The 19,614-nt window shown below is 73.1% G+C and carries 15 protein-coding genes; 6 read left to right on the top strand and 9 right to left on the bottom strand.

What is annotated here, in order from left to right; translation table 11 throughout:
- Window positions 1–3: 3 nt before the first annotated feature.
- The 9 genes from ACZ4IF_RS42370 to ACZ4IF_RS42330 form a co-directional block, all read right to left on the bottom strand.
- On the bottom strand, window positions 4–1,116 hold the full coding sequence (locus ACZ4IF_RS42370; RefSeq protein WP_467573932.1) for a PP2C family protein-serine/threonine phosphatase: 1,113 nt from the start codon (window positions 1,114–1,116) through the stop codon (window positions 4–6).
- A 231-nt stretch (window positions 1,117–1,347) separates the two neighbouring features.
- Window positions 1,348–3,207, bottom strand: coding sequence for a M1 family metallopeptidase (locus ACZ4IF_RS42365; RefSeq protein WP_467573929.1), 1,860 nt, complete (start codon window positions 3,205–3,207; stop codon window positions 1,348–1,350).
- A gap of 379 nt (window positions 3,208–3,586) precedes the next feature.
- Complete coding sequence (locus ACZ4IF_RS42360; RefSeq protein ID WP_467573926.1) at window positions 3,587–4,249, bottom strand: spherulation-specific family 4 protein; 663 nt, start codon at window positions 4,247–4,249, stop codon at window positions 3,587–3,589.
- Window positions 4,246–5,172: an NAD-dependent epimerase/dehydratase family protein gene (locus tag ACZ4IF_RS42355; protein ID WP_467573923.1), complete on the bottom strand. Its 927-nt coding sequence runs from the start codon at window positions 5,170–5,172 to the stop codon at window positions 4,246–4,248. The genes ACZ4IF_RS42360 and ACZ4IF_RS42355 overlap by 4 nt, the downstream gene beginning before the upstream one ends.
- Before the next feature lie 7 nt (window positions 5,173–5,179).
- Complete coding sequence (locus ACZ4IF_RS42350) at window positions 5,180–5,893, bottom strand: nucleotidyltransferase family protein (RefSeq protein ID WP_467573920.1); 714 nt, start codon at window positions 5,891–5,893, stop codon at window positions 5,180–5,182.
- A 31-nt stretch (window positions 5,894–5,924) separates the two neighbouring features.
- Window positions 5,925–6,926 (bottom strand): SDR family NAD(P)-dependent oxidoreductase, encoded by a 1,002-nt coding sequence (locus ACZ4IF_RS42345; RefSeq protein WP_467573917.1) that lies wholly within the window; start codon window positions 6,924–6,926, stop codon window positions 5,925–5,927.
- 165 nt (window positions 6,927–7,091) lie between these two features.
- The gene (locus tag ACZ4IF_RS42340; RefSeq protein ID WP_467573912.1) at window positions 7,092–8,483 is read right to left on the bottom strand and encodes a hypothetical protein; all 1,392 of its coding nucleotides are present in this window, start codon (window positions 8,481–8,483) and stop codon (window positions 7,092–7,094) included.
- On the bottom strand, window positions 8,480–10,021 hold the full coding sequence (pelF, locus tag ACZ4IF_RS42335; protein WP_467573908.1) for a GT4 family glycosyltransferase PelF: 1,542 nt from the start codon (window positions 10,019–10,021) through the stop codon (window positions 8,480–8,482). The genes ACZ4IF_RS42340 and pelF overlap by 4 nt, the downstream gene beginning before the upstream one ends.
- An 83-nt stretch (window positions 10,022–10,104) precedes the next feature.
- Window positions 10,105–10,377: a hypothetical protein gene (locus ACZ4IF_RS42330; protein WP_467573904.1), complete on the bottom strand. Its 273-nt coding sequence runs from the start codon at window positions 10,375–10,377 to the stop codon at window positions 10,105–10,107.
- A 548-nt stretch (window positions 10,378–10,925) separates the two neighbouring features.
- Here ACZ4IF_RS42330 and nhaA point away from each other — a divergent pair.
- From nhaA to ACZ4IF_RS42300, 6 genes are all read left to right on the top strand, one after another.
- Window positions 10,926–12,815, top strand: a complete 1,890-nt coding sequence (gene nhaA, locus ACZ4IF_RS42325) for a Na+/H+ antiporter NhaA (RefSeq protein ID WP_467573901.1) — start codon at window positions 10,926–10,928, stop codon at window positions 12,813–12,815.
- A 175-nt stretch (window positions 12,816–12,990) separates the two neighbouring features.
- Window positions 12,991–13,875, top strand: coding sequence for a hypothetical protein (locus tag ACZ4IF_RS42320; RefSeq protein ID WP_467573898.1), 885 nt, complete (start codon window positions 12,991–12,993; stop codon window positions 13,873–13,875).
- Window positions 13,876–13,912: 37 nt separating this feature from the next.
- Complete coding sequence (locus ACZ4IF_RS42315; protein ID WP_467573895.1) at window positions 13,913–14,755, top strand: hypothetical protein; 843 nt, start codon at window positions 13,913–13,915, stop codon at window positions 14,753–14,755.
- A gap of 430 nt (window positions 14,756–15,185) precedes the next feature.
- Window positions 15,186–17,039 (top strand): hypothetical protein, encoded by a 1,854-nt coding sequence (locus ACZ4IF_RS42310; RefSeq protein ID WP_467573890.1) that lies wholly within the window; start codon window positions 15,186–15,188, stop codon window positions 17,037–17,039.
- A gap of 233 nt (window positions 17,040–17,272) precedes the next feature.
- Window positions 17,273–18,472, top strand: a complete 1,200-nt coding sequence (locus ACZ4IF_RS42305) for a beta-1,3-glucanase family protein (RefSeq protein ID WP_467573887.1) — start codon at window positions 17,273–17,275, stop codon at window positions 18,470–18,472.
- A 90-nt stretch (window positions 18,473–18,562) separates the two neighbouring features.
- Window positions 18,563–19,420, top strand: coding sequence for a DMT family transporter (locus ACZ4IF_RS42300; protein ID WP_359501732.1), 858 nt, complete (start codon window positions 18,563–18,565; stop codon window positions 19,418–19,420).
- Window positions 19,421–19,614: the final 194 nt, after the last annotated feature.

Below are 19,614 nucleotides of genomic sequence, written 5' to 3'. Positions count from 1 at the left end.
GTACTAGTCGGTACGGTTGGTCTCCTCCTCGCCCGGCGTCAGGAGCAGCATGGTGACGTCGTCGCGGATCGAGGGACAGAACCGGGTGAGGTCCTCCCAGACGCTGTCGACGAGAGAGACGGGCGACTCCTCGGCGAGCGCGGTCAGCCGCTCGGCCAGGGGATAGAAGGTCCCGTTCCTGTCCCGGCTCTCGGACACGCCGTCGGACGCCAGGAACAGCCGGTCACCCGGCTCCAGACGGACGGTGCGGGTCTCCGGCGGAGCGATGTCGAACAGCCCCGCCCCAAGGGGCGCCCCCGTTTCGAGTTCGAGCTCGAACGCCTTCGTGCCGCGCAGCAGCAGGGGGTACGGATGCCCGCAGGACACCAGCCGGACCGCGCCGGTCCCCGGCGGGAAGTCCAGGAGCAGAGCGGTGGCGAACATCTCGGCGGGATGGTCGCCCGCCGAGTCCGTCACCAGTCTGCGTTCGAGGCGCGCCGCGGTGGCCTTGAGGTCCCGCTGGTCGAGCACGGTCTCCCGGAACGCCCCGAGCAGCGAGGCGACGGTGCCCACGGCAGACAGCCCGTGCCCCTGCACGTCGCCCATCAGGGCCCGCACGCCGAAGGGCCCCGCCCGCACGTCGAAGAAGTCCCCGCCGACCAGCGTCTCGCTCTGTGCCGCCCGGTACAGACCGGAGCAGCGCACCGTCCCGACCCGCTCGGCGAGCGGTGGCAGGACGGCGAGCTGGGCGGCTTCGGCGACGCTGCGCACCGTAACCAGCTGGGCGTCCCGGCGAGTGCGCACCAGGGACACGAACACGCTGAGCACGGCGATGAAGGTGATGGTCAGCAGGTCGGTGTTGCCCGGTCGGTTCAGTCCCAGGGCGGGGACGTTCAGCAGCAGCACGACGGCGGTTCCGAAGAGAGCCGTGGCCAGGGGGCCGTAGGAGAGCACGGCCATGGTCGGGATGACGCCGAGCAGAAAGCCGACGTCGAGCGGGTGGTCGATCCCGAGCTCGGTCGCGCAGATCGCCACCAGCAGGCCCGGCGGTAGCGCCCGTACCCAACGCGGAGGCGGCGAGCCGCGCAGCCAGCCCTGCTTCCCGTTCCGCCGCCCCGACCCGGCCCTCCCGGCCATAGCGCTCCTCCTCACCCACCACGCTCCACCATTCGGCCGGGCGGCGCATTCCGGTCGGCCGGCAAACGGGTGGACGGGGCCATGGGGGCCGGGCTCGCCCGGGCGAGCCCGCGGAGGCGCGTCGTGTGCGGGAACGGCCGCGATCGGTGACGGCACGCGGCAGAACGCCGTGCGGCGTCGGCTCGCCGCGGGTGGCGCCGGGAGCGCCCACCGCGGCGAGCCGGTACGGCGTCAGCCGTCGATGCGGTGCGTGCTCCAGAAGGAGGTCAGGTCCGTGCTGGTGGCCGCCTGGGCGGCTGCCTTGAACTCGGCCGTGGTCGATACGCCGTACCAGTGAGCGGTCGCGTAGTCCTTCAGCAGCTTGGTCATGGCCGTGTCGCCGATGAGGCGCCGCAGATCGTGCAGGGCGCACTTCCCGTACCCGTAGACGACGGTGGAGTATCGCGACGAGTGGGCGTCCCAGTACGCCATCGAGTTGGTGATCTTCTCTGCCGTTGAGGCCCAGGAGACGCTGTTCCAGCAGTTGGTGCCGGTCTTGTTCAGGGCCAGATCGGTGGCGTAGTCGGTGAACGCCTCGTCGAGCCAGGGACTGGTGTATTCGTCGTCGCCGACGATCCCGTACCACCACTGGTGGCCGATCTCATGGGTCAGCGCCGTGGTGCTGACCAGGTCGAGGACGAAGCCCGGGTACTCCATGCCGCCGAACCAGTAGTTGTTGTCGATCACCGCGTCCAGCTCGCCGTAGGGGTAGGCGCCGAACCGCGAGGCGTGGGCGTCCACCGCGGACTTCGCCGTGGTGAGCATCGACTGCGCGTCGGCGGAGCTGATGGCCGAGACGGAGTAGACGTTGACGCGGGTGCCGGCGGTGGAGGTACCGGAGATCTTGCTGAAGGGGCCCGCCGCCCAGGCGAAGTCGCGCACCTTGGAGGCGGTGGCCGTGGTGACCGTGCGTCCGCTGGAGCCGGGGGTGTCGACCGAGGTGCCGGTCGCCGGGACCAGCAGGGTGCTCGGGTGGTCGAGGGTCACCTTGAAGTCGGCGGCCAGGGAGTAGAACGACTCGCCGTTGTTCGTGTACGGGTCCAGGTGCCAGCCGGCGCCGTCCTTGACGGCGAGGACGGGCAGGGCGTTGCCGATGAAGCTGAACGCGCCGTCGTGGCCGAACCGGTCGGCGCCACTGGGGACGGTGATGCCCAGGTCGAAGCCGATCGTGGCGCTCTGGCCCTGCGTCAGCGGGGCGGGCAGGTCTATCTCCAGGGCGGTGCAGCCGACCGACAGGGCACCCGCGGTGCCGCCGGTGACGTTGCTGACCTTGATCGGCATGGCCGAGCAGGTGCCGTGGTAGTTGTCCCACAGCCTCAGGTGGACCTCGCTCAGCGGGGTGGACGAGGCGTTGGTGAAGGTGGCGCTCTCGTGGCCCGACCAGACCGTGCCGCTCGTGTCGCTGCTCAGGCTGACGGTGTACGAGGGGGCGGCCGGAGTACGGGTGGAGTCGGCCGGCGGGGTCGTACCGCCGGAGGTGTCGAGCGCGACGTCGTCGACGACGAAGCTGGACTGGAGGCTGGAGTCCTCGGTGCCGGTGAAGGCAAGGGTCACGGTCTGGCCGGCGAACGCCGACAGGTCGAACGACTTCTGCGCGTAACCGGTGTTCTTGTCGAGGTTCGAGTAGGTCGCCAGCGTGGTGCTGCCGATCTTCGCTGTCAGTTTGTCGTACGCGATGGACGACGTCGTCTCGGCGGTGTCGATGTGCAGCCAGAAGGTGAGGGTGGCGCTGCTGCAGCCGGACGGGACGGTGACGCTCTGCGAGAGCGTGTCGGTGTGGGTGCTGCCCACGCCGCCGAGCCACGCGAAACTGGTGCCGCCGTGGGCGGTCTGGCCGGCGCGGTTGGTGATCACCCTGGTCGACGACTGGCTCCAGGGCGAAGTGCCGCTCTCGAAGCCGCCGTTGGCGACCACCTGCGTCGGGGTGCAGGCGGCGGCCACGGGGGCTGCGGGCGGCGCGGCGGCCGCCGGTGTGCCGGGGAGCGACAGGGTGGCCAGCGCCGTGACGGCGAGTGCGCTCGCGGCGATGGCCTTGCGGGGGGTTGGTCTCACGCGAAACTCCTTTGAGGCGGCCGGGATCGCGGCCTGCTCGGTGCCGCCCACGGCGTGGGTGTGCCGTGGGCGGTCAGGGGCTTGTGCCTGACGGTTGCGTGATTGCTGGGGAGTTCTTCCGTGCCGCCCCGCAGCCGGGGCGGCGACTGCGGGAAGCGTCGCAGATTTGACCGGTCCATGCCATCAGGTACGGGTAAAAGCCGTGTACTTCCGCGTACTTCGGACTCCTCCCGGTCCGGCGGGAGCGCGTCGCCCGGGCCCCGTGGCCGACCGGCCGGGGACGCCGCCTCGCCGGGTCGGCTCCCGGCGCCGGACGGGACGGCCGTGCTCCCGGGCGACACGACCGTCCCGTCCGGACGGTCACATCGAAGCGCGGCCCTCAGTCGAGCGCCTGCTCCAGCGCGGGCGTCAACCGCGACCAGGGATTGGGCAGTTCGCCCGTGACCGGTCCGCAGACCGCCGCGCCCCGGTCACGGGCGGTACGGACGGCCAGCGGCACGAGGGCCTCGGGCACGCCGTACACGAGATGGCAGAAGTGGTCGGCGGAATGGCGCGAGGTCCACTCCGGTCTGCTGAACGCCGAGACGTACGTGGACCAATGGCCCTCGAACGTGACGACCAGATCCGCGAGCCGCGCGTACCCCGGTGCCGGGTGGACGCCCGGATTGAGGACGACGGGAGCCGCACCGAGCCGCCGCGCCGTCCGTACCAGCCTTCTGACGGCGGACAGTTCGGCCCGCCCCGACGGCACCCGGTCGAGGAAGCAGCCGTCCGTCGCGTACCACTCCCGGTGCCGGGCGACGTCGTCCGCGACCTGGTCCGGGCCCCTGGCGCCGTAGTCGGTGTCCACGTAGCCGAGCAGCCGGGCCCCCGAGTCCCGCAGCGCGCCGGCCGCCGCGGTGAACGCCGGATCGGGGCTCGGACCCGGTCCGTCGGCGGGGTTGAGGATCACCGCGTACGTCCGGTCCGCCGCGGTGATCAGACGATGCCAGGCGGCCGGGTCCTCGCCCGGATGGACGTACAGCGGGATCAGCAGGCTCATGGTGTGCGGTCGCCCTCCCGCTCCTGGCCGGCAGGTTCCGTGACCGCGGCCCACAGCGCGGACAGCGACTCGTCGAGCGAGTACGACGGCCGCCAGTCGAGGGCGTCGGCGGCGGAGGTGATGTCGGAGCACTGCCACGACACGTCCCCCGAGCGCACGGACCCGCCGCCCTTCTCCTCGATGCGCCCCCGGAACCCGGCGATCCGGGCCAGGGCCCGCACCAGGTCGCGCACCGGAACGGCCTGCCCGCCGCCGATGTTGAGCACGCGGGGCAGCGGAGCGGGCGCCGTCGCGGCCCGGGCCGCCGCTCGTGCCACGTCCCGTACGTCCACGAAGTCGCGGTGGGCGGACAGGTCACCCAGCCGGATCACCGCGTCCGGGTCCCCGCCGGCCTCGCGCAGCAGCCCGGCGATCCGGCCGGGCAGCCCCGCGGGCGGGGCGCCGGGTCCCACCGGGTTGCCCACGCGAAGGACCACCGTGTCGAGACCGGAAGCGGTCACCGTGACGGTCCCGGCGAGCTTGGTGGCTCCGTACGGCGTGACGGGGCGGGTGGCGGCCGACTCCGCGACGTCGACGTCCCGGGTGCCGGGACCGTACTCGGCGGCCGAGCCGAGATGGACGAGGCGTGCCGTGGGAGCGGCGTCGCGCAGAGCCGCGCACAGCACGGCAGGGCCGCGGGAGTTGACCTCGGCCAGCGTCACGGCGTCGCCGCCGGTCGCTCCCGCGCAGTTGATGACCGCGTCGGGTGCCGCCGACGCGAGGGCCTTCGCCACCTGGTCCGTGCGGTCGGTGGCGAGGTCGATGCCGACCTCGGCGGCGGCCGAGCGGCCGCCGCCGAGCACCCGCACGCCCACGAGGGCGTGCAGGTGGTCGGCGACGTGACCGCCCAGATAGCCGGTGAGGCCCAGGACGAGAATGCGCATACGGTGGTCAGGCTCCCTTGAGCAGCAGTGACTTGCGGGTGGTGAACTCGGCGTTGGCCCGGTCGTAGTCGTCGGGGCGGCCGATGTCGAGCCAGTACCCGTCGAACTCGTAGGCGTGCGGGGGGTTCTCGATCCGGAGCAGATCGAGCACCAGCTCGTCGAAGCCGAGCGGCAGTCCCGGGGTGTAGCCGTCGAGCGTCGACCGGGACAGCCCGTACACGCCCATGGAGACGCGATAGTCCATGCTCGGCTTCTCCGTGAAGGCGACGACCTTGCTCGCGTCGGTGGTCAGGACCCCGAAGTCGATGAGCACCTTGCGCGCGTACGTGGCGATCGTCAGCGGCGCACCGGAGACGCGGTGTTGCCCCAGGACGTCGGCGTAGTCGAGGTCGGTGAGCACGTCGCCGTTCATCACGAGGAACGACTCCGGCAGACGCTCGCGCATGGTGAGCAGGGGGCCCATCGTGCCGAGCGGGCTCTCCTCGGTGGCGTAGTCGACGGCCATGCCCCACTGGGAGCCGTCGCCGACGTAGGCGCGGATGATCTCGCCCAGATGGCCGATGGCGATGGTGCAGCCGGTGAATCCGGCCGTGGCGAGCTGACGCAGCACGATCTCCAGGATCGCGTGCTGATCGCCGATGGGCACGAGCGGCTTGGGCAGTGCGGTGGTGTAGGGCCGCAGCCGGACGCCCTTGCCTCCCGCCAGGATCACTGCGTGCATGGGACTCCTCCTTCGTGGACGTACCGGTGGGTCAGATGTTGTAGATGCCGGTCTTGTAGCGGGCGAGGTTGGCCGGGTCACGGAAGAACTCCACGGTGCGGGCCAGGCCTTGTTCGAGGTCGTGGGCCGGACTCCAGCCGGTGGCCGCGGTGAGCCGGGTCGCGTCTGCGACCAGCCGCATCACCTCGGAGTTGGCGGGCCGGATGCGCCGGGAGTCCTCCCGTACGTCGAGGGACGTGTCCATCACCTTGCCGATCAGCGCGACCAGGTCGCCGACCGAGATCTCGCCGCCGGTACCGGCGTTGAAGGTCCTGCCGACGACCCGGTCGGCGGGTGCGGTACCCACCGCGAGGAACGCCCGCGCGGTGTCCTCGACGTAGGTGAAGTCGCGGGTCGGGCGCAGATCGCCGAGGGTGAGGGTGCGTTCGCCCGCCGCGACCTGGCCGATGACGCTGGGGATGACGGCCCGCATGGACTGGCGCGGGCCGAAGGTGTTGAACGGCCGCAGGGTGACTACCGGGGTGTCGAAGCTCGCGTGGTAGCTGTCGGCCAGCCGGTCCCCGCCCGCCTTCGAAGCCGCGTACGGGGACTGGGTGTTGATGGGGTGACCCTCGGTGATCGGCACGGTCCGGGCGGTGCCGTAGGTCTCGCTGGTGGAGGTGTGCACCAGCCGGGGCGTGCCCAGTGCGCGCACCGCCTCCAGCACGTTGAGCGTGCCGGTGACATTGGTGTCCACATAGCTGTGCGGCGCCCGGTAGGAGTACGGGATGGCGATGAGGGCGGCCAAGTGGTAGACGCAGTCCGCGTCTTCGACCAGACCCCGGACCGAGCCGGGGTCGCGGACGTCGCCGAGGACGATCTCGACCTGGTCGAGGACGTCGGGGTGCAGCGTCTCCAGCCAGCCGTAGGAGGAGAAGGAGTTGTACTGCGCCATGGCCCTCACCCGGCACCCTGAGGCGACCAGCGCCTCGGTGAGGTGGGAACCGATGAAGCCTTCGGCTCCGGTGACGGCGGCGAGCGGTGCGGTGGTCAACTCTTGGTCCTTCCGGTCGGGTTGCGCAGGTGGTGTCCGCGTCTGGCGACGGTGTCGCGGGCGTCCCGCGACGGCCGCGGTGGTGTCCGGTCGTCCCGGCGGGATGCCGGATGCGAGCGGTGCGACACAGCGGACGGGATGAGAAGTCGGAGAGGGCGGGGTGCTTCAGGAGTGCGGTGCGGGCCGGCCCAGCAGCCGCAGCACACATGCCGTGAGACACAGCGCGGCGGCGCCGCAGCACAGCGACAGCGGTCCCGGGCCCTTCGGCAGGTACGACAGAGTCGTCGCCGCGGCACCGGCCGCGGCGGCCAGGCACACCCCGGCGGGCGGCCATGCGGCCCCGAAGGCCTGGAGGAGCAGCGCGGTCCACAGCGTCGCCGCGAGCAGCAGCAGTGGTATCGGCTCGGCATCGGTCAGCAGCGCCGCGGGCAGCAGCGGCAGCAGATAGGCGCACAGGCACAGAGCGAGCACACCGGTGGACCGGAACAGGAAGGCGGCCGGTGTCGCGGTCGCCCGCAGCGCCGCGACCGACATCCCCCGGTACCGGTACAGCAGCCACTCGGCGGGCCCCATGCTGACCGTCAGCACGATCACGGCGTACGGGTGCTGCCGTCCCTCCAGCAGGACCAGCACCCCGGCGGCCAGGCCGAACAGCCCGTACGGCAGGGAGGGCAGCAGCGGGGGTCGGACGGCGCCCGGCGCGGACGCGACCGACCGGGTGGTCCGCAGCGCCCAGCCCGCCGCGCCGACGGTGCCCACCATGGACAGCAGCGGCAGGGCGACACGCAGGACGGTGCCCGGCTCCCACCACGGCAGCACCACCGATCCGGCGACCACCGGGGCCAGCGCGGCCAGCAGCAGCCGTTCTCCGTCCAGCACCAGCAGGACCCCGGCCGCCGCGAGATACACCGATTGCGCGGTGGCCACGGCCACCGCCGTGCCGGTGCCGGCGAACGGGGCCCCCACGGCCGTCGCCACGGCGGCGCCCAGCGGCGCGCCGGCCCGCAGGGTGAGACCCGCCTCGCGCCGTCCCGCGGCCATCCGCAGGTAGGCCCGGTGCCCGAGCGCCTGGCCCCAGGCCCACGACACCAGCCCGGCCACGACCAGGACGTCGGTGTCGCGCGCGGCGTGCCACAGCCGGGCGGTGAGCAGATAGGCGAGTCCCGGCAGGGCGAACAGCGCGCCGCGCAGGGCACAGCGCACATGGTCCGGCCGCCACGGGTCGGGTGGCGCCGCGGGCTCGGGAAAGGTGCGCGGCACCCGCTCGTACAGCGCGGAGGCGAGGGAGAACAGGTTCGGGTGCCCGTACCGCTCGTGGATCACCTCGGCGGTCAGGCCCTCGGACTCCAGCAGCGCGGCCACCTCGTAGGGGTGGACGGCCGGGCCGACGCGGTCGGCGAGTTCCGCGGCGAGCCGGTCGACCGCGTCCCGTTCCGGGTGGTCCGCCTGTCCCGGGCGGTCCGGCGCCGCCGAGGCCGGTGCGCGGTGGCCGGCGAGCCGCTGCGACAGCATGTCGCCCTCCGCGCCGCCGGGTTCGAGGGCCATCGGTCCGCTCATCCGGCCAGACTCCTCGGCAGGACGGTCCGCGGCTCGCCCGTCGGAGCGAGGTCGGCGGCGGTGCCGGCCTCCCACGGATCGCGCAGGGTGAAGCCGCCGAGTGCCGACAGCTCCAGATAGATCGAGCGGAAGGTGTCGACGGTCTGGCGCAGGGTGAACTGTTCGACCACCCGGAGCCGGGCTCCCTCGCCCATCGTGCGGCGCCGCCCGGGATCGGCGAGCAGTTCCAGCGCCGCCGCGGCCATGGCGGCGGGATCGCGCGGCGGGACGACGAGTCCGGTGTCGCCCACGGCCTCCCGTACGCCGCCCACGTCCGTGGAGACGGTCGCCCGCCCGCACGACATGGCCTCGATCAGGGTGAAGGGAAATCCTTCGCTGATGCTGGACAGCATCACGACGTTGCCCGCCGCGTACGCGTCCTTGATGTCGTCGACGCGGCCCTCGAAGGTGACCGCGTCCGCATGTCCGAGCTCGGCGGCCAGGGCCTCGCACCGTTCACGGTAGGCCTCGCCGCCGGGTGGGGTGCCGCCGAACAACCGCAGCCGCGCCGCGGGCAGTTGAGCCCGGACGAGCGCGAGCGCGCGGACGAGGGTCTCCAGGTCCTTGATCGGGTCGACCCGGCCCGCCCAGCTGAGCGTGGGTTCCTCCGGCTCGGGACCGGCCGGCGGGAAGGCGCTCGGGTCCACGCCGTTGTAGACGGTGCGGATGGACGCGGGATCGGCGCCGCCCTGTTCCTCCCACAGCCGGTTGTAGCGGTTGCCCGGCGTGATCAGCGCGGCCCGCCGGTAGGTCTCCTCGGCGAGCAGCCGGAAGAAGCCCAGGACGACGGCCTTGACCGGCCAGCGGTAGGGAGCGGTGCGGTAGCCGAGGTAGCGCTCGCGCAGATACACCCCGTGCTCCGTCAACAGCAGGGGCACCCCGTGCTGTTGGAGCGCGGCCAGTCCCGGCAGGACGGCGACGCCGCCGCTGACGGCGTGCGCCACTCCGTGCTCGGGCGGCGGTGCGGCCAGCGGACGCAGGGCGTGCTCCAGCAGGGCGGTGGCGGTGATGGCGTCGTGCAGGGTCGGCCGGGCCTCGCGCACGGCGAGCCCCGGGCGGTTCCACACGGAGGCGAGGATCGCGATGGCCCGGTCGCCGCGCAGGAAGGGACTCAGCTGCCCGTCGGCCGCCGCGGACGCCAACTCGTACAGGGCGGTGCCGAACCGGTCCTCTGCACACGGGTCGAGCAGAGCGGTCAGGAACTGTTCGTAGGCGGCGGACAGCCGGTCGCGGCGGCGCCCGCGCGGCGGACTGCCCTCGGGCGGCGGTCCCCACATCGGGACCCCGACGACGCGCGAGACGTGGTCGGGCACGTCCCACACGATCGGTTCACGTCCGGTTCCGGTGACGGCGATGACGTCGAAGTCCATGTCGGGCATGCCGGCGACGAGTTGGTCGCACCAGACGCTCACGCCGCCGTGACTGTGCGGGTATGTGCCTTCGGTGAGCAGGGTGACGCGCGTCGCGCTGGGGCGTCGCGCGGCGTGGGGAACGTGCATGGATGTGCTCCACGGCCGAGGTGTGGGGTGGTCAGGCCTTCCCGGCCGCCGCGTGCGGCCGGGACCTTCGGTCGGTGCGCCGTTCAGTTGTCCGGGGCGCAGGGCACCTGCTCGGTCACTCCGGCGGGTACCCGTGTGCGTGGAGCTCCGCCGGGCGTGTCCTGCTCGGGGACGCCGGCGGTTGCACCCGGTTCGGACGCGAGCGCGCCGGTGGCCGGGCCGCCGCCCCTCACGACCGGGACCCGCGGGTCGATGCGCGGTGCGGTGGTGTCGGAGTGCGCCGCCTCGGCCGGTGAGCCGAGCGGGGCGACGAGTGTGCCCACGCTGAGCGCGGTCGAGCCAATGGTCCGCTTCATGCGGTGAAGTTCCCTCCCCGGGCAGGGGTGAGCACTGCTCCCACGGAGCGGACGCACCCCCTTGCGTGACGCCGGTGCCCCCCTCAGACGCCGGTCGTCAACGCTTTCGTCGCGTCACATAGTGATGGCTCTGTGTAGTTTTCGTGTGCCTGCTGCGGAACATGACGGAAAAGAGCAGACGACCGTCTGGTCGTGATCGAGGTTGACGCACCTGTGCGGCGGTTGTCGCGCTGTGTGTGCCCCTGCGCGCGCGGACCGGCCTCGCCGGCCCCTCGGGACGCCGGGTGGGCCGAGGTGTGCCGACCCGGAGTCGGGGCGTCGGCTCGTGGTCAGGAACAGAGCACGTGGGGCTCGGGCGTGTCACCGGGCCGCCGCTGGTGTTGGCACTGTCGGCGGCTCCGCGCGCCTCGGCCCGGAACAGAGCGCGATGGGTGAGGGTTCACCTCGACATACGACCAAGCCGCTCGGACCGCGTCTTCCCGACCCGGACGCCGGCCACGCCGAACCGGTCGGCGACAGGCACGGAGCGGCAGGAACGGGAGACGAGCATGCCGCCGACGGCGCCCCACCTGACCGGGCGGACCGAGTGCGGCTCGGACATGCACACACCGCTGCGCGACTTCCTGCGCACGGAGACGGGCAGCGCCGCCGTCCTGCTCGCCGCCGCCCTCGCCGCGATGGCCTGGGCCAATCTCGCCCCAGGTGGCTACGAGACGTTCTGGGGGACCGAGCTGTCCGTCCACCTCGGCGCGCGAGGGGTGGCCCTCGATCTGCGCGAGTGGATGAACAGCGGTCTGATGACGCTGTTCTTCTTCGTCGTCGGCCTGGAGGCGCGGCGCGAGTTCGACATGGGCGAACTGCGCGAACGCAGACGGGTCACCCTGCCGGTGATCGCCGGACTGGCAGGCATGCTCGTGCCGGTCCTGATCTACCTCGCGCTCAACATGGGCGAGTCCTCCACGCAGGGCTGGGGCGCGGCGATGTCGACCGACACGGCCTTCGCGCTCGGCATGCTGGCACTGCTCGGCAGCCGCCTGCCCGCGGGCCTGCGGGTCTTCATTCTCACCGTCGCGGTGGTCGACGACTTCGTGGCCCTGGTCGTCATCGCCGTCGCCTACAGCGGCCCCATCGACTGGCCGGCCCTGTGGACCGCCCTCGGCCTGTTCGTCGTCATCCTCGCGGTGCGGGCCGGGCACGTCCGGCGCGGCGCGGTGTACGCGGTGCTGGCCGTCGCGACCTGGGTGGCCCTGGAGAGGTCCGGCGTCGACCCGGTCGTCGTCGGACTGGCCATGGGGCTGCTGACCTACGCGTACCCGGCCAGCCGCAGCGACCTGGAGCGGGCGAGCGGGCTGTTCCGGCTGTTCCGCGAGCAGCCGACGCCGGAGCTGGAACGGTCGGTACGACTCGGTCTCGCCTCGGCGATCTCGCCCAACGAGCGGCTCCAGCGGATGTACCACCCGTGGACCAGCTACGTGATCGTTCCGCTGTTCGCGCTGGCCAACGCCGGGATCACCGTCGACGGCGGACGGCTCGCCGAGGCGTACACGTCGCCGATCACCCTGGGCATCCTGGCCGGCTACGTGGTGGGCAAGCCCGTGGGCATCGTCGGCGCCTCCTGGCTCGTCTCCCGGTTCAGCCGCGGCAATCTGCGCCCGCCGGTCGGCTGGGGCGCGACCACGGCAGGAGGGGCCATCGCCGGGGTCGGGTTCACGGTCTCCCTGCTGATCGCGACCCTCGCCTTCTCGGGAGAGCGGCTGACCCAGGCCAAGATCGGCGTACTGAGCGCGGTCGTCTGCGCCTTCGCGACGACGTGGCTGGTCACCTGGATCGTCGGCCACCTGCCGGGTCGGACGCGCTCCCGTGCCCTGCTCGGCACCGGGGCCACGATCGTCGACCTGGTCCCGCCGGTCGACGTCGACCGCGACCACGTCCGCGGTCCCCTGGACGCGCCCGTGACGGTCGTCGAGTTCGCCGACTTCGAATGCCCGTACTGCGGGCTCGCGGAGCCCGTCATCCGTGAACTGCTGGCCGACTACGGAGACGTCCGCTACGTCTTTCGCCACCTGCCCCTCGACGACGTGCACCCGCACGCCGAACTCGCAGCCGAGGCCGCGGAGGCCGCCGCCGAGCAGGGCGCGTTCTGGGAGATGCACGACCTGCTCCTCGACCACCAAGGCGCCCTGCGGGCGGTCGACCTGCTCCGGTACGCCGAGCAACTGGGCCTCGACACCGAACGCTTCCACAAGGCCCTGCGCCTCCACTCCGGCGCCGCGCGCGTCGCCGAGGACGTCGAGTCCGCCGACCTGAGCGGCGTCTCGGGGACACCGACGTTCTTCGTCAACGGCCGCCGCCACCACGGCGCGTACGACATCGAGAGCCTCACGGCGGCGGTACAGGCGGCCAAGGAGCGGGCCCGGCTGAACCGCCCGGCCGACTGAGCGCGGCACCGCGGGCCCGGGCCGCCGGTCAGGGCGCCGACGACCGGACCGGCGCGCGGTCGCAGGCACGAAAAGGTAACGAAGGACACGTATCGCGTGACGGAGTGACCGCGAAGCGTAACGTCCTGCCTCCTGGGGCTCGTGGGGGAGCCTTCAGGCGGGGGAGGGGGATGTCATGTCCGTCAGGACAGGTGCCACCGGGCTGCCCGGATCCGTCCGGACCCGGCTCGTGGCGGCGATGGGCCTGGGGATTCTGTGCGCGGCGCTGACGGCGTGCGGGAACGGGGACCCGGACGCCGGGGGAACGTCGGCGGCGGCGAGCACGATCGCGGCCACGCCACCGTCCTCCGGCCCGCCCTCGCCGAGCACGCCCCCCGATCCGACGCCCTCGATCAGCGACACGCCGACGACCGAAGCCGCCGACACGGTCACCGCCACGCCGGACGAGGAGACGCTCGCACAGGGCGACGGGGAGGCCTCGGCACTCTGGGGCAAGAAGTACGGCGGCACCGCCGACATCTCCGTCCGCGTCTACGACTACTGCAACGCGGACGGCTCCCGCCGCCTCGCGGACAGCCAGACCTATTCGGCGAACAGCACGCTCGATCTGAGCCGACCGCGCACGGGCGGCGACGAGACCGAGGACAACCCGTTCTCCCTGCTGTTCGCCGCGGGCGACCCCGCCCGGTCCGGCGCCGTGTCCTTCTGGTCCTCCGCCGTCAGCACGACCAGCGGCCAGGACCTGGCGGGCAACCCCCGCGATCCGCACCTGCTGCTGACCTACTGGGACGTGGACTGGTCCGGCGGCGAACTCGACGCCAGGCTCACCGACCCGCACACCCGGGAAGCGGTCGCCCTCAACCTCATCAACTGGTCCAGCCCGGTCGTGGCCTGCCGGAACGACCTGGGCTCGCTGCCCGGCGGCTACCCGCACGCCCTGGCCACCGGCACGACCTTCCGGGGCCCTCTCGACGCCTCCACCGCATCCCTCACGGCGGAGGGCACCAGCACGGACGGTCTCGTCGAGTTCCGCATCGAGTTCGAGGGAACGGCCTCGTGACCCGCGGCATCCCGCACACCCGGCACCGGGAGGCGCCATGACGGCGACCGCACTTCTCGACCGGTGGAGCGTCCTGATCGCCGAGTGGGCCGCGCCCGGCGAGTCCGCACTGGCCGCGCAGACCGCACGGACGTACGCGGCGGGCGGCGCCACGCGCCGTGGCCTCTTCTCCGGCGTCCGTCCCGCACCCGGCGGCATGGGGGGCGGTACGGTCTCCGTGCTGCCCGACGTCCTGGACGCGCTGGCGTACGCCGCGGACGCCCTCAAGTCGGCCTTGGGCAGCCCGCAGTTGGGCAACGTGCTGTCCGTCTCCGGCCTGCTGATCGGCCTGCGCGCGCAGCGTTCCGCGGGCGCCTCACCGGACGACGGGACCGATCCGCCGCGGCCCGCGCCGACGGACGGCGCCCGGACCGGCGGAGAGCCGGAACCGGAAGGACCCGAGCGCCCTCCCCGACCCGCGGGTGCCTCCGCATCCGGCAGCCCTTCCGGGGGCGCGGCCGACTCCCCGTCCGGAGACGCCGCTTCGTCCGGGACCGCTCCCCGGCCGACGCCCTCGCCCGCACCCGCCGTCGAGGCCGTGCGGGCCGCCCTGAGGATGAGCGAACGGCTCCGGGCCCGGGGCATGGACCCGGCTGCGGCCGACGACCTCGCCGCCGAGGTGACCGCCCGGCTGCTGGCGGAGGGCGAACCGGACGAGGCGGCGGCGTTCCTGGACGCCCTCGTGGGCGAGGAACCGCCGCGGCCGACCTCGCGTGGCATCCGGCCGCGCCTGCGCCGGCTCATCTCCGCGGCACCCGGCCTGCGTTCCCGGCCCCGTCGTCCGCGCGCCGGGGCCGATCCACGGCCCCCGCAGGACCCGGACGGAGCCGGCCGCGGATGACCGAGGCCGGGGCCGGGCGCACTCGCGGACCGGGCCCGGCGCGGCGCCCCGTTCGACCGAACCGACCGATGCCGTCGTCCCGACCGAGGCCGGGACGACGGAGAGGTCCGTCCCGACCGCGGCCGTCGAACCGGCCGATGCGGTCGCCCCGACCACGGCCGGGGCGCCTGCCCGGTCCGCGGCGACCGGATCGACCGATCGGGCCGAGTCCGTCCCGATCGAACCGACCGGTGTGGGCGTCCCCGCCTCGGCCCGGGCGACTGCCGGGTCCGATCCGAGCGAACCGACAGCTGGGAGCGTTCCGTCCGACCCGACCGCGGCGCCGGAGCCGTCCGGGCGTGGTGACCCGCCAGCGCCGCGCGATGCCATGAGCGGGCCGACAGCAGTCCGGCCGTCGGCGCGTGCGGGGGAGTCACCCCCGTGGCTGTGGGTGACCCTGGCCCTCTTCGTCGTGCAGGTCCCCGCACTGATCGGCCACGCCTTCGGAGTGGGCGACGGCCTGCGCCGGCTCGACGCGGCGGGCCGGGGCCGCTTCGTCACCGCGGTGCTCAGCCTGGTGCAGTTGTTGCCGCTGTTCTTCCTGCTGGCCGCCGTCCTCGTGCTCCTCTTCCCGGCGGTCCGCTGCCGCGCCATCGAGCGGCGCCACGGACTCCTGCCCCCGGAGCATCCGCTGGTCGCTCCGCCGCCGGCACCCTCGCCCGCGCCGACCGGACCGCCGACGGAGCCGGACGTCCGGCCGGCACCGTCCGGTACGCCCGCACCGCACTTCCACCAGCAGATGCAGGCCTTCCTGGACGAGCACGCGCCGGGCGCCCGGTTGCGCATCAGCACACGGTCCGGCCTGTCCGCCCGCGTCTATCCGGGCGGCCGGCGGGCGACACGGGTCGGGGTCTTCGCCCCGCTCGTGCATCTGTGGGACACGGACGTGGCGGCGGCCCGTGTGGTGCTCCTGCACGAGATCGGACATCTGCGCCGCGGCGAGCAGCATGTCGCCGGACTCGGCAGCCCGTTCACCGCCCTGGTCCGAGTCTGGCCGTACGTGCTGGTGGTGTTCGTCGTCGTCCCCGTCGCCCTGCTCCTCGGCACGGGCAACGCGACCGCCACGCTGACGCTCGCCGAGGTGATCCTGGTGCTGTTCAGCGTGCCCAAGGTGCTGCTCCTCGTCGTGGCCGCGCTGTGGTCGGCGGAGCTCGACGCCGACCGATGGGCCGTGCACACCGCCGGTCCGGACGGCCTCGTCCGCGCCCTGCGCCGTCTGGAGCAGGGCGACCAGGGCGGTCCGGCCCGGCTTCACCACCCGCCCGTACGACTGCGCATCTGGTGCGCGACACGGGAGGAGAGCGGCGCGGTGCAACTCCTGGAGGCGCTGCTGTGGCCGAGCGCCCTTCTCGCCCAGCTCCTCCTGGCCGTACTGGGCGCCGTACCGGCGTACGTACTGCTGGGCGCGTCCCGGGAACGCGCGACCCGGGAGGCGCTGGCGCTCGCCCATCACGCGCTCACCGCCGACCCCGCATGGTGGGTGACACTCGCGGTCGTCCTGCTGTGGCCGCTGGTGAGGCGCGTCCGCGTCGCCTACGGCGCCCGGTTCGCGGTCACCTCGGCAAGGGTCCACGCGGCGGCGGTCCTGTTCCCCGCGACGGTCCTGGTCGTCGGACTGCTGCCCCTGGTGTCCCGCCCTTCGGGAGGAGTGTTCGCCGACGACGCGAACGAGCGCCGCCCGGCGCCCACGGGCACACCGAGCGGAAGGTCCGGCGGAGCGGGCGGGACCCCCACGGCGTGTCCCAGCCCTTCGGCACCGGCCGCGCCGCCGCGTCCGCGGGGGCTGCCGTCCTTCACCGACGGGCCGTCGCCGGGGAGCACGGTGTCGCTGCCCGCGGACGCGACCCGGACCTTCCACGCCGTCGCCGTCACCTCCCTCGAACCGCTGTCGGGAACCCGCGCACGGCAGGCTGCGAATTTCGGGGACCGTATGCGGCAGGCGCACTGGACACTGCACGACGACGGCCGTCTCACCGCCGACGTCCCGGAGATCCCCGCTCTGCGCAGCACCGGTGTGCGGGGCGCGACGCGATGGCTCACCGGGCGGCGCACGGACCGCACCGACGTGGGCACGACCGCGACCTGGGTGGAGGCCCGGCTCGTCGTCGCCCGGGACGGGACCCCGGTACGGCTGGACCTCGTCAGAGCGGCGTCTCAGTCGCTGCGTGCGGTGGTCGACTGCCAGGAGTTCACGACGACTTCGAGCACCGCCGTGCGGCTGTCCCTGACGCTCGGCCAGGAGTGAGTCCGCCTTCCCTAACTGAGGATTAAGGGCGCATCAAGCCCCTGGGGAGACCGGGACATAGTTCAAATATCCACGTCCCGGGGCGGGTCGACCGGCGGGCCGAAGGGTTGGCCCCGGGAGGTCTCGTGCATAACATCGGGGCCCATTGGTGCCGCTCACCCCACGTTTGAGAGCGCTCTCAATTCTCCCCCCACCGCCTCGCTGAGGCACAAGTACCGAGGAGCACCGCACACATGACGCCTCGTCACCAGCGCAACCTCTCCCGTCGCAAGCTGTTCGTCGCGCTCGGCGGCATGGCCGTGGCGGCACCGGCGATCGCCGCCGTCGCGCCGCATGCCCTGGCCGGGACGACGGACCGCACCACGAAGACCGCCGCGGGCTCGCTCCCGCTGACGATCGTCAACGACAGCGGCTCCTTCGACAACGCGTCCGTGCACGTCTACATCGTCGGCAATCAGGACGGACAGCAGGTCCGCGTCACCCAGGACGGCACCCTGGCCCCCGTATCCCTCTCCGACAACGGCGCGGACGGCTTCACGGACTACGCTCTCAGCCTCTCCGCCGGCGGCGAGACCCGACTCTCCCTGCCGTACCTGTCCGGGCGCGTCTACGTGTCCCTCGGCGAGAAGCTCAAGTTCAAGGCCGTGGCGGACGGCAACGGCAACGCGGCGCTCCAGTACCCCGCCGGGTGGGTCGCCTCCGACCCCAACTACGGCGTGCTGCACGACTGTGCGGAGTTCACCCACAACCCGTCCGGGATGTTCTGCAACACGACGATGGTCGACATGTTCAGTGTGCCCCTCAGCATCCGGCTGACCGGGGACGAGCAGCAGACCACGGGCACCCTGCGCGAGGGTGGACGAGCCGCCGCCTTCGCTGCCGTGCGCGAGGCCGAGGAGTTCGCCCCGCTGGTCGTGGACGACGTGCGCGTCATCGCTCCCGGACACGGTCTCGACGCCGGTCTCTTCGGCAAGGACTACTTCGCCCCGTACATCGACGAGGTCTGGAGCACCTACACCGGGAAGGACCTCACCGTCACCACGAACGCCGGCACGTTCACCGGCCGCGTGCGCGCCGACAAGTTCACCTTTGATGGGCCCGCCGCGGTGTCCTTCAGCAGGCCCACCACCCGCGACGTCCTGTTCTGCGACGGCAACCTCGCCGCACCCAACGACGGCACGACCGGTCCGGTCGCCGCGGTCCTCGGTGCCGGATTCAACCGCTCCACCCTGCTCAGCGTGCCGGCCCAGCCCAGCACGGCCGCGAGCGACTTCTACCGGACCGACCTGACCAACCACTACGCCAAGGCGATCCACGCGGCGACCGAGGACGGCAAGGCGTACGGCTTCGCCTTCGACGACGTCGCCGACTTCGCCTCGTACGTCCAGGACACCGCCCCCACGGAGATCCGGCTCACCCTGACGCCCTTCTAGAGCTCCGGAGCGGTCCCCGGGCTGCTCCGCGCGGGTGTGCCCCCGCCGCCCCGGGAGGCCCGGGGCCGTTCCGGAGGGCATGGTGGAGGAGTGACCGTGCTGGCTGTGCTGTTCGCCCTGCTGGGGGCCGCGAGTAACGCGATGGGGACGGCGTTCCAGCGCAAGGCGGCATCCACCGTCCCGACCGGCGGCGGTCTGCGTCTGCTGATCGCACTGGCACGGCAGCCCGCCTGGCTGATCGGCATCGCGGGAGTGATCGGGGCCGCGGCCTTCCAGGCCCTGGCCCTCGTGAACGGGCCGCTGGCACTCGTGCAGCCGCTGTTCATCCTGGAACTGCCCTTCGCCCTGCTGTTCGCCATCCCGTTGCTGCACCGGCGTCTGCCCGGCGCGGGCTGGTGGGCCGTCGCGGGAGTGGTCGTGGGCCTCGGACTGGTCCTCGGCTCGGCGGCGCCGTCGGGCGCGACACACCAGGCGCCGATGACTCGGTGGGTCCCGGTGCTGGTGGTGTGCCTCGGAGCCGTCGGCTGCGCGATCGCGCTGGCCCGGCCGGGGCGACCGCCGCTGTTCCGGGCCGCCGTGCTCGGCTCGGCGTCGGCCGTCAGCAACGCGCTGACGGCCGCGCTGCTGAAATCGTCCGCCGGGGCACTCGCCGACCACGGCTTCGACGCCTTCCTCGGCGCGTGGCAGACGTACGGCTTCGCGGTGACCGGCGTCGGCGCCATCCTGCTGCTGGAGAACGCCCTGCAGGCGGGTCCCCTCGCCGCGTCGCAGCCCGCCCTCACCATCGGCGACGCGACGGTCAGCCTGTTGCTGGGCGTCGTCCTGTTCGAGGAGAGCGTCCGCACCGGCTGGTGGCTGCTGCCCGAGGCCGTCGGCGTCGGGCTGATCCTGTGGGGCGTGGTGAGGCTGACCCGGGTCGTGCCGCACATCGGGGAACTGGCCCACTGACCGACACGCCGGATCGAGCGTCCGGCACGGGCCCGCGCGGCGCGTCGTACCCGCACGCATGCAGCCGTGGGGCCGCCCCCCCCCCCGGGGGGGGGGGGCCCCGGCCCCGGGGGGTGTGGGGGGGGGCCGCGCCCCGGGGGGGGGGGCCGGCCGCGCGCCCCCCCCGGGTGGTGGGGGGGGTGGGGCGGGGGGGC

The sequence above is a fragment of the Streptomyces sp. NPDC025784 genome (assembly GCF_055558435.1).
This window is presented reverse-complemented; position numbering and strand designations above follow the sequence as displayed.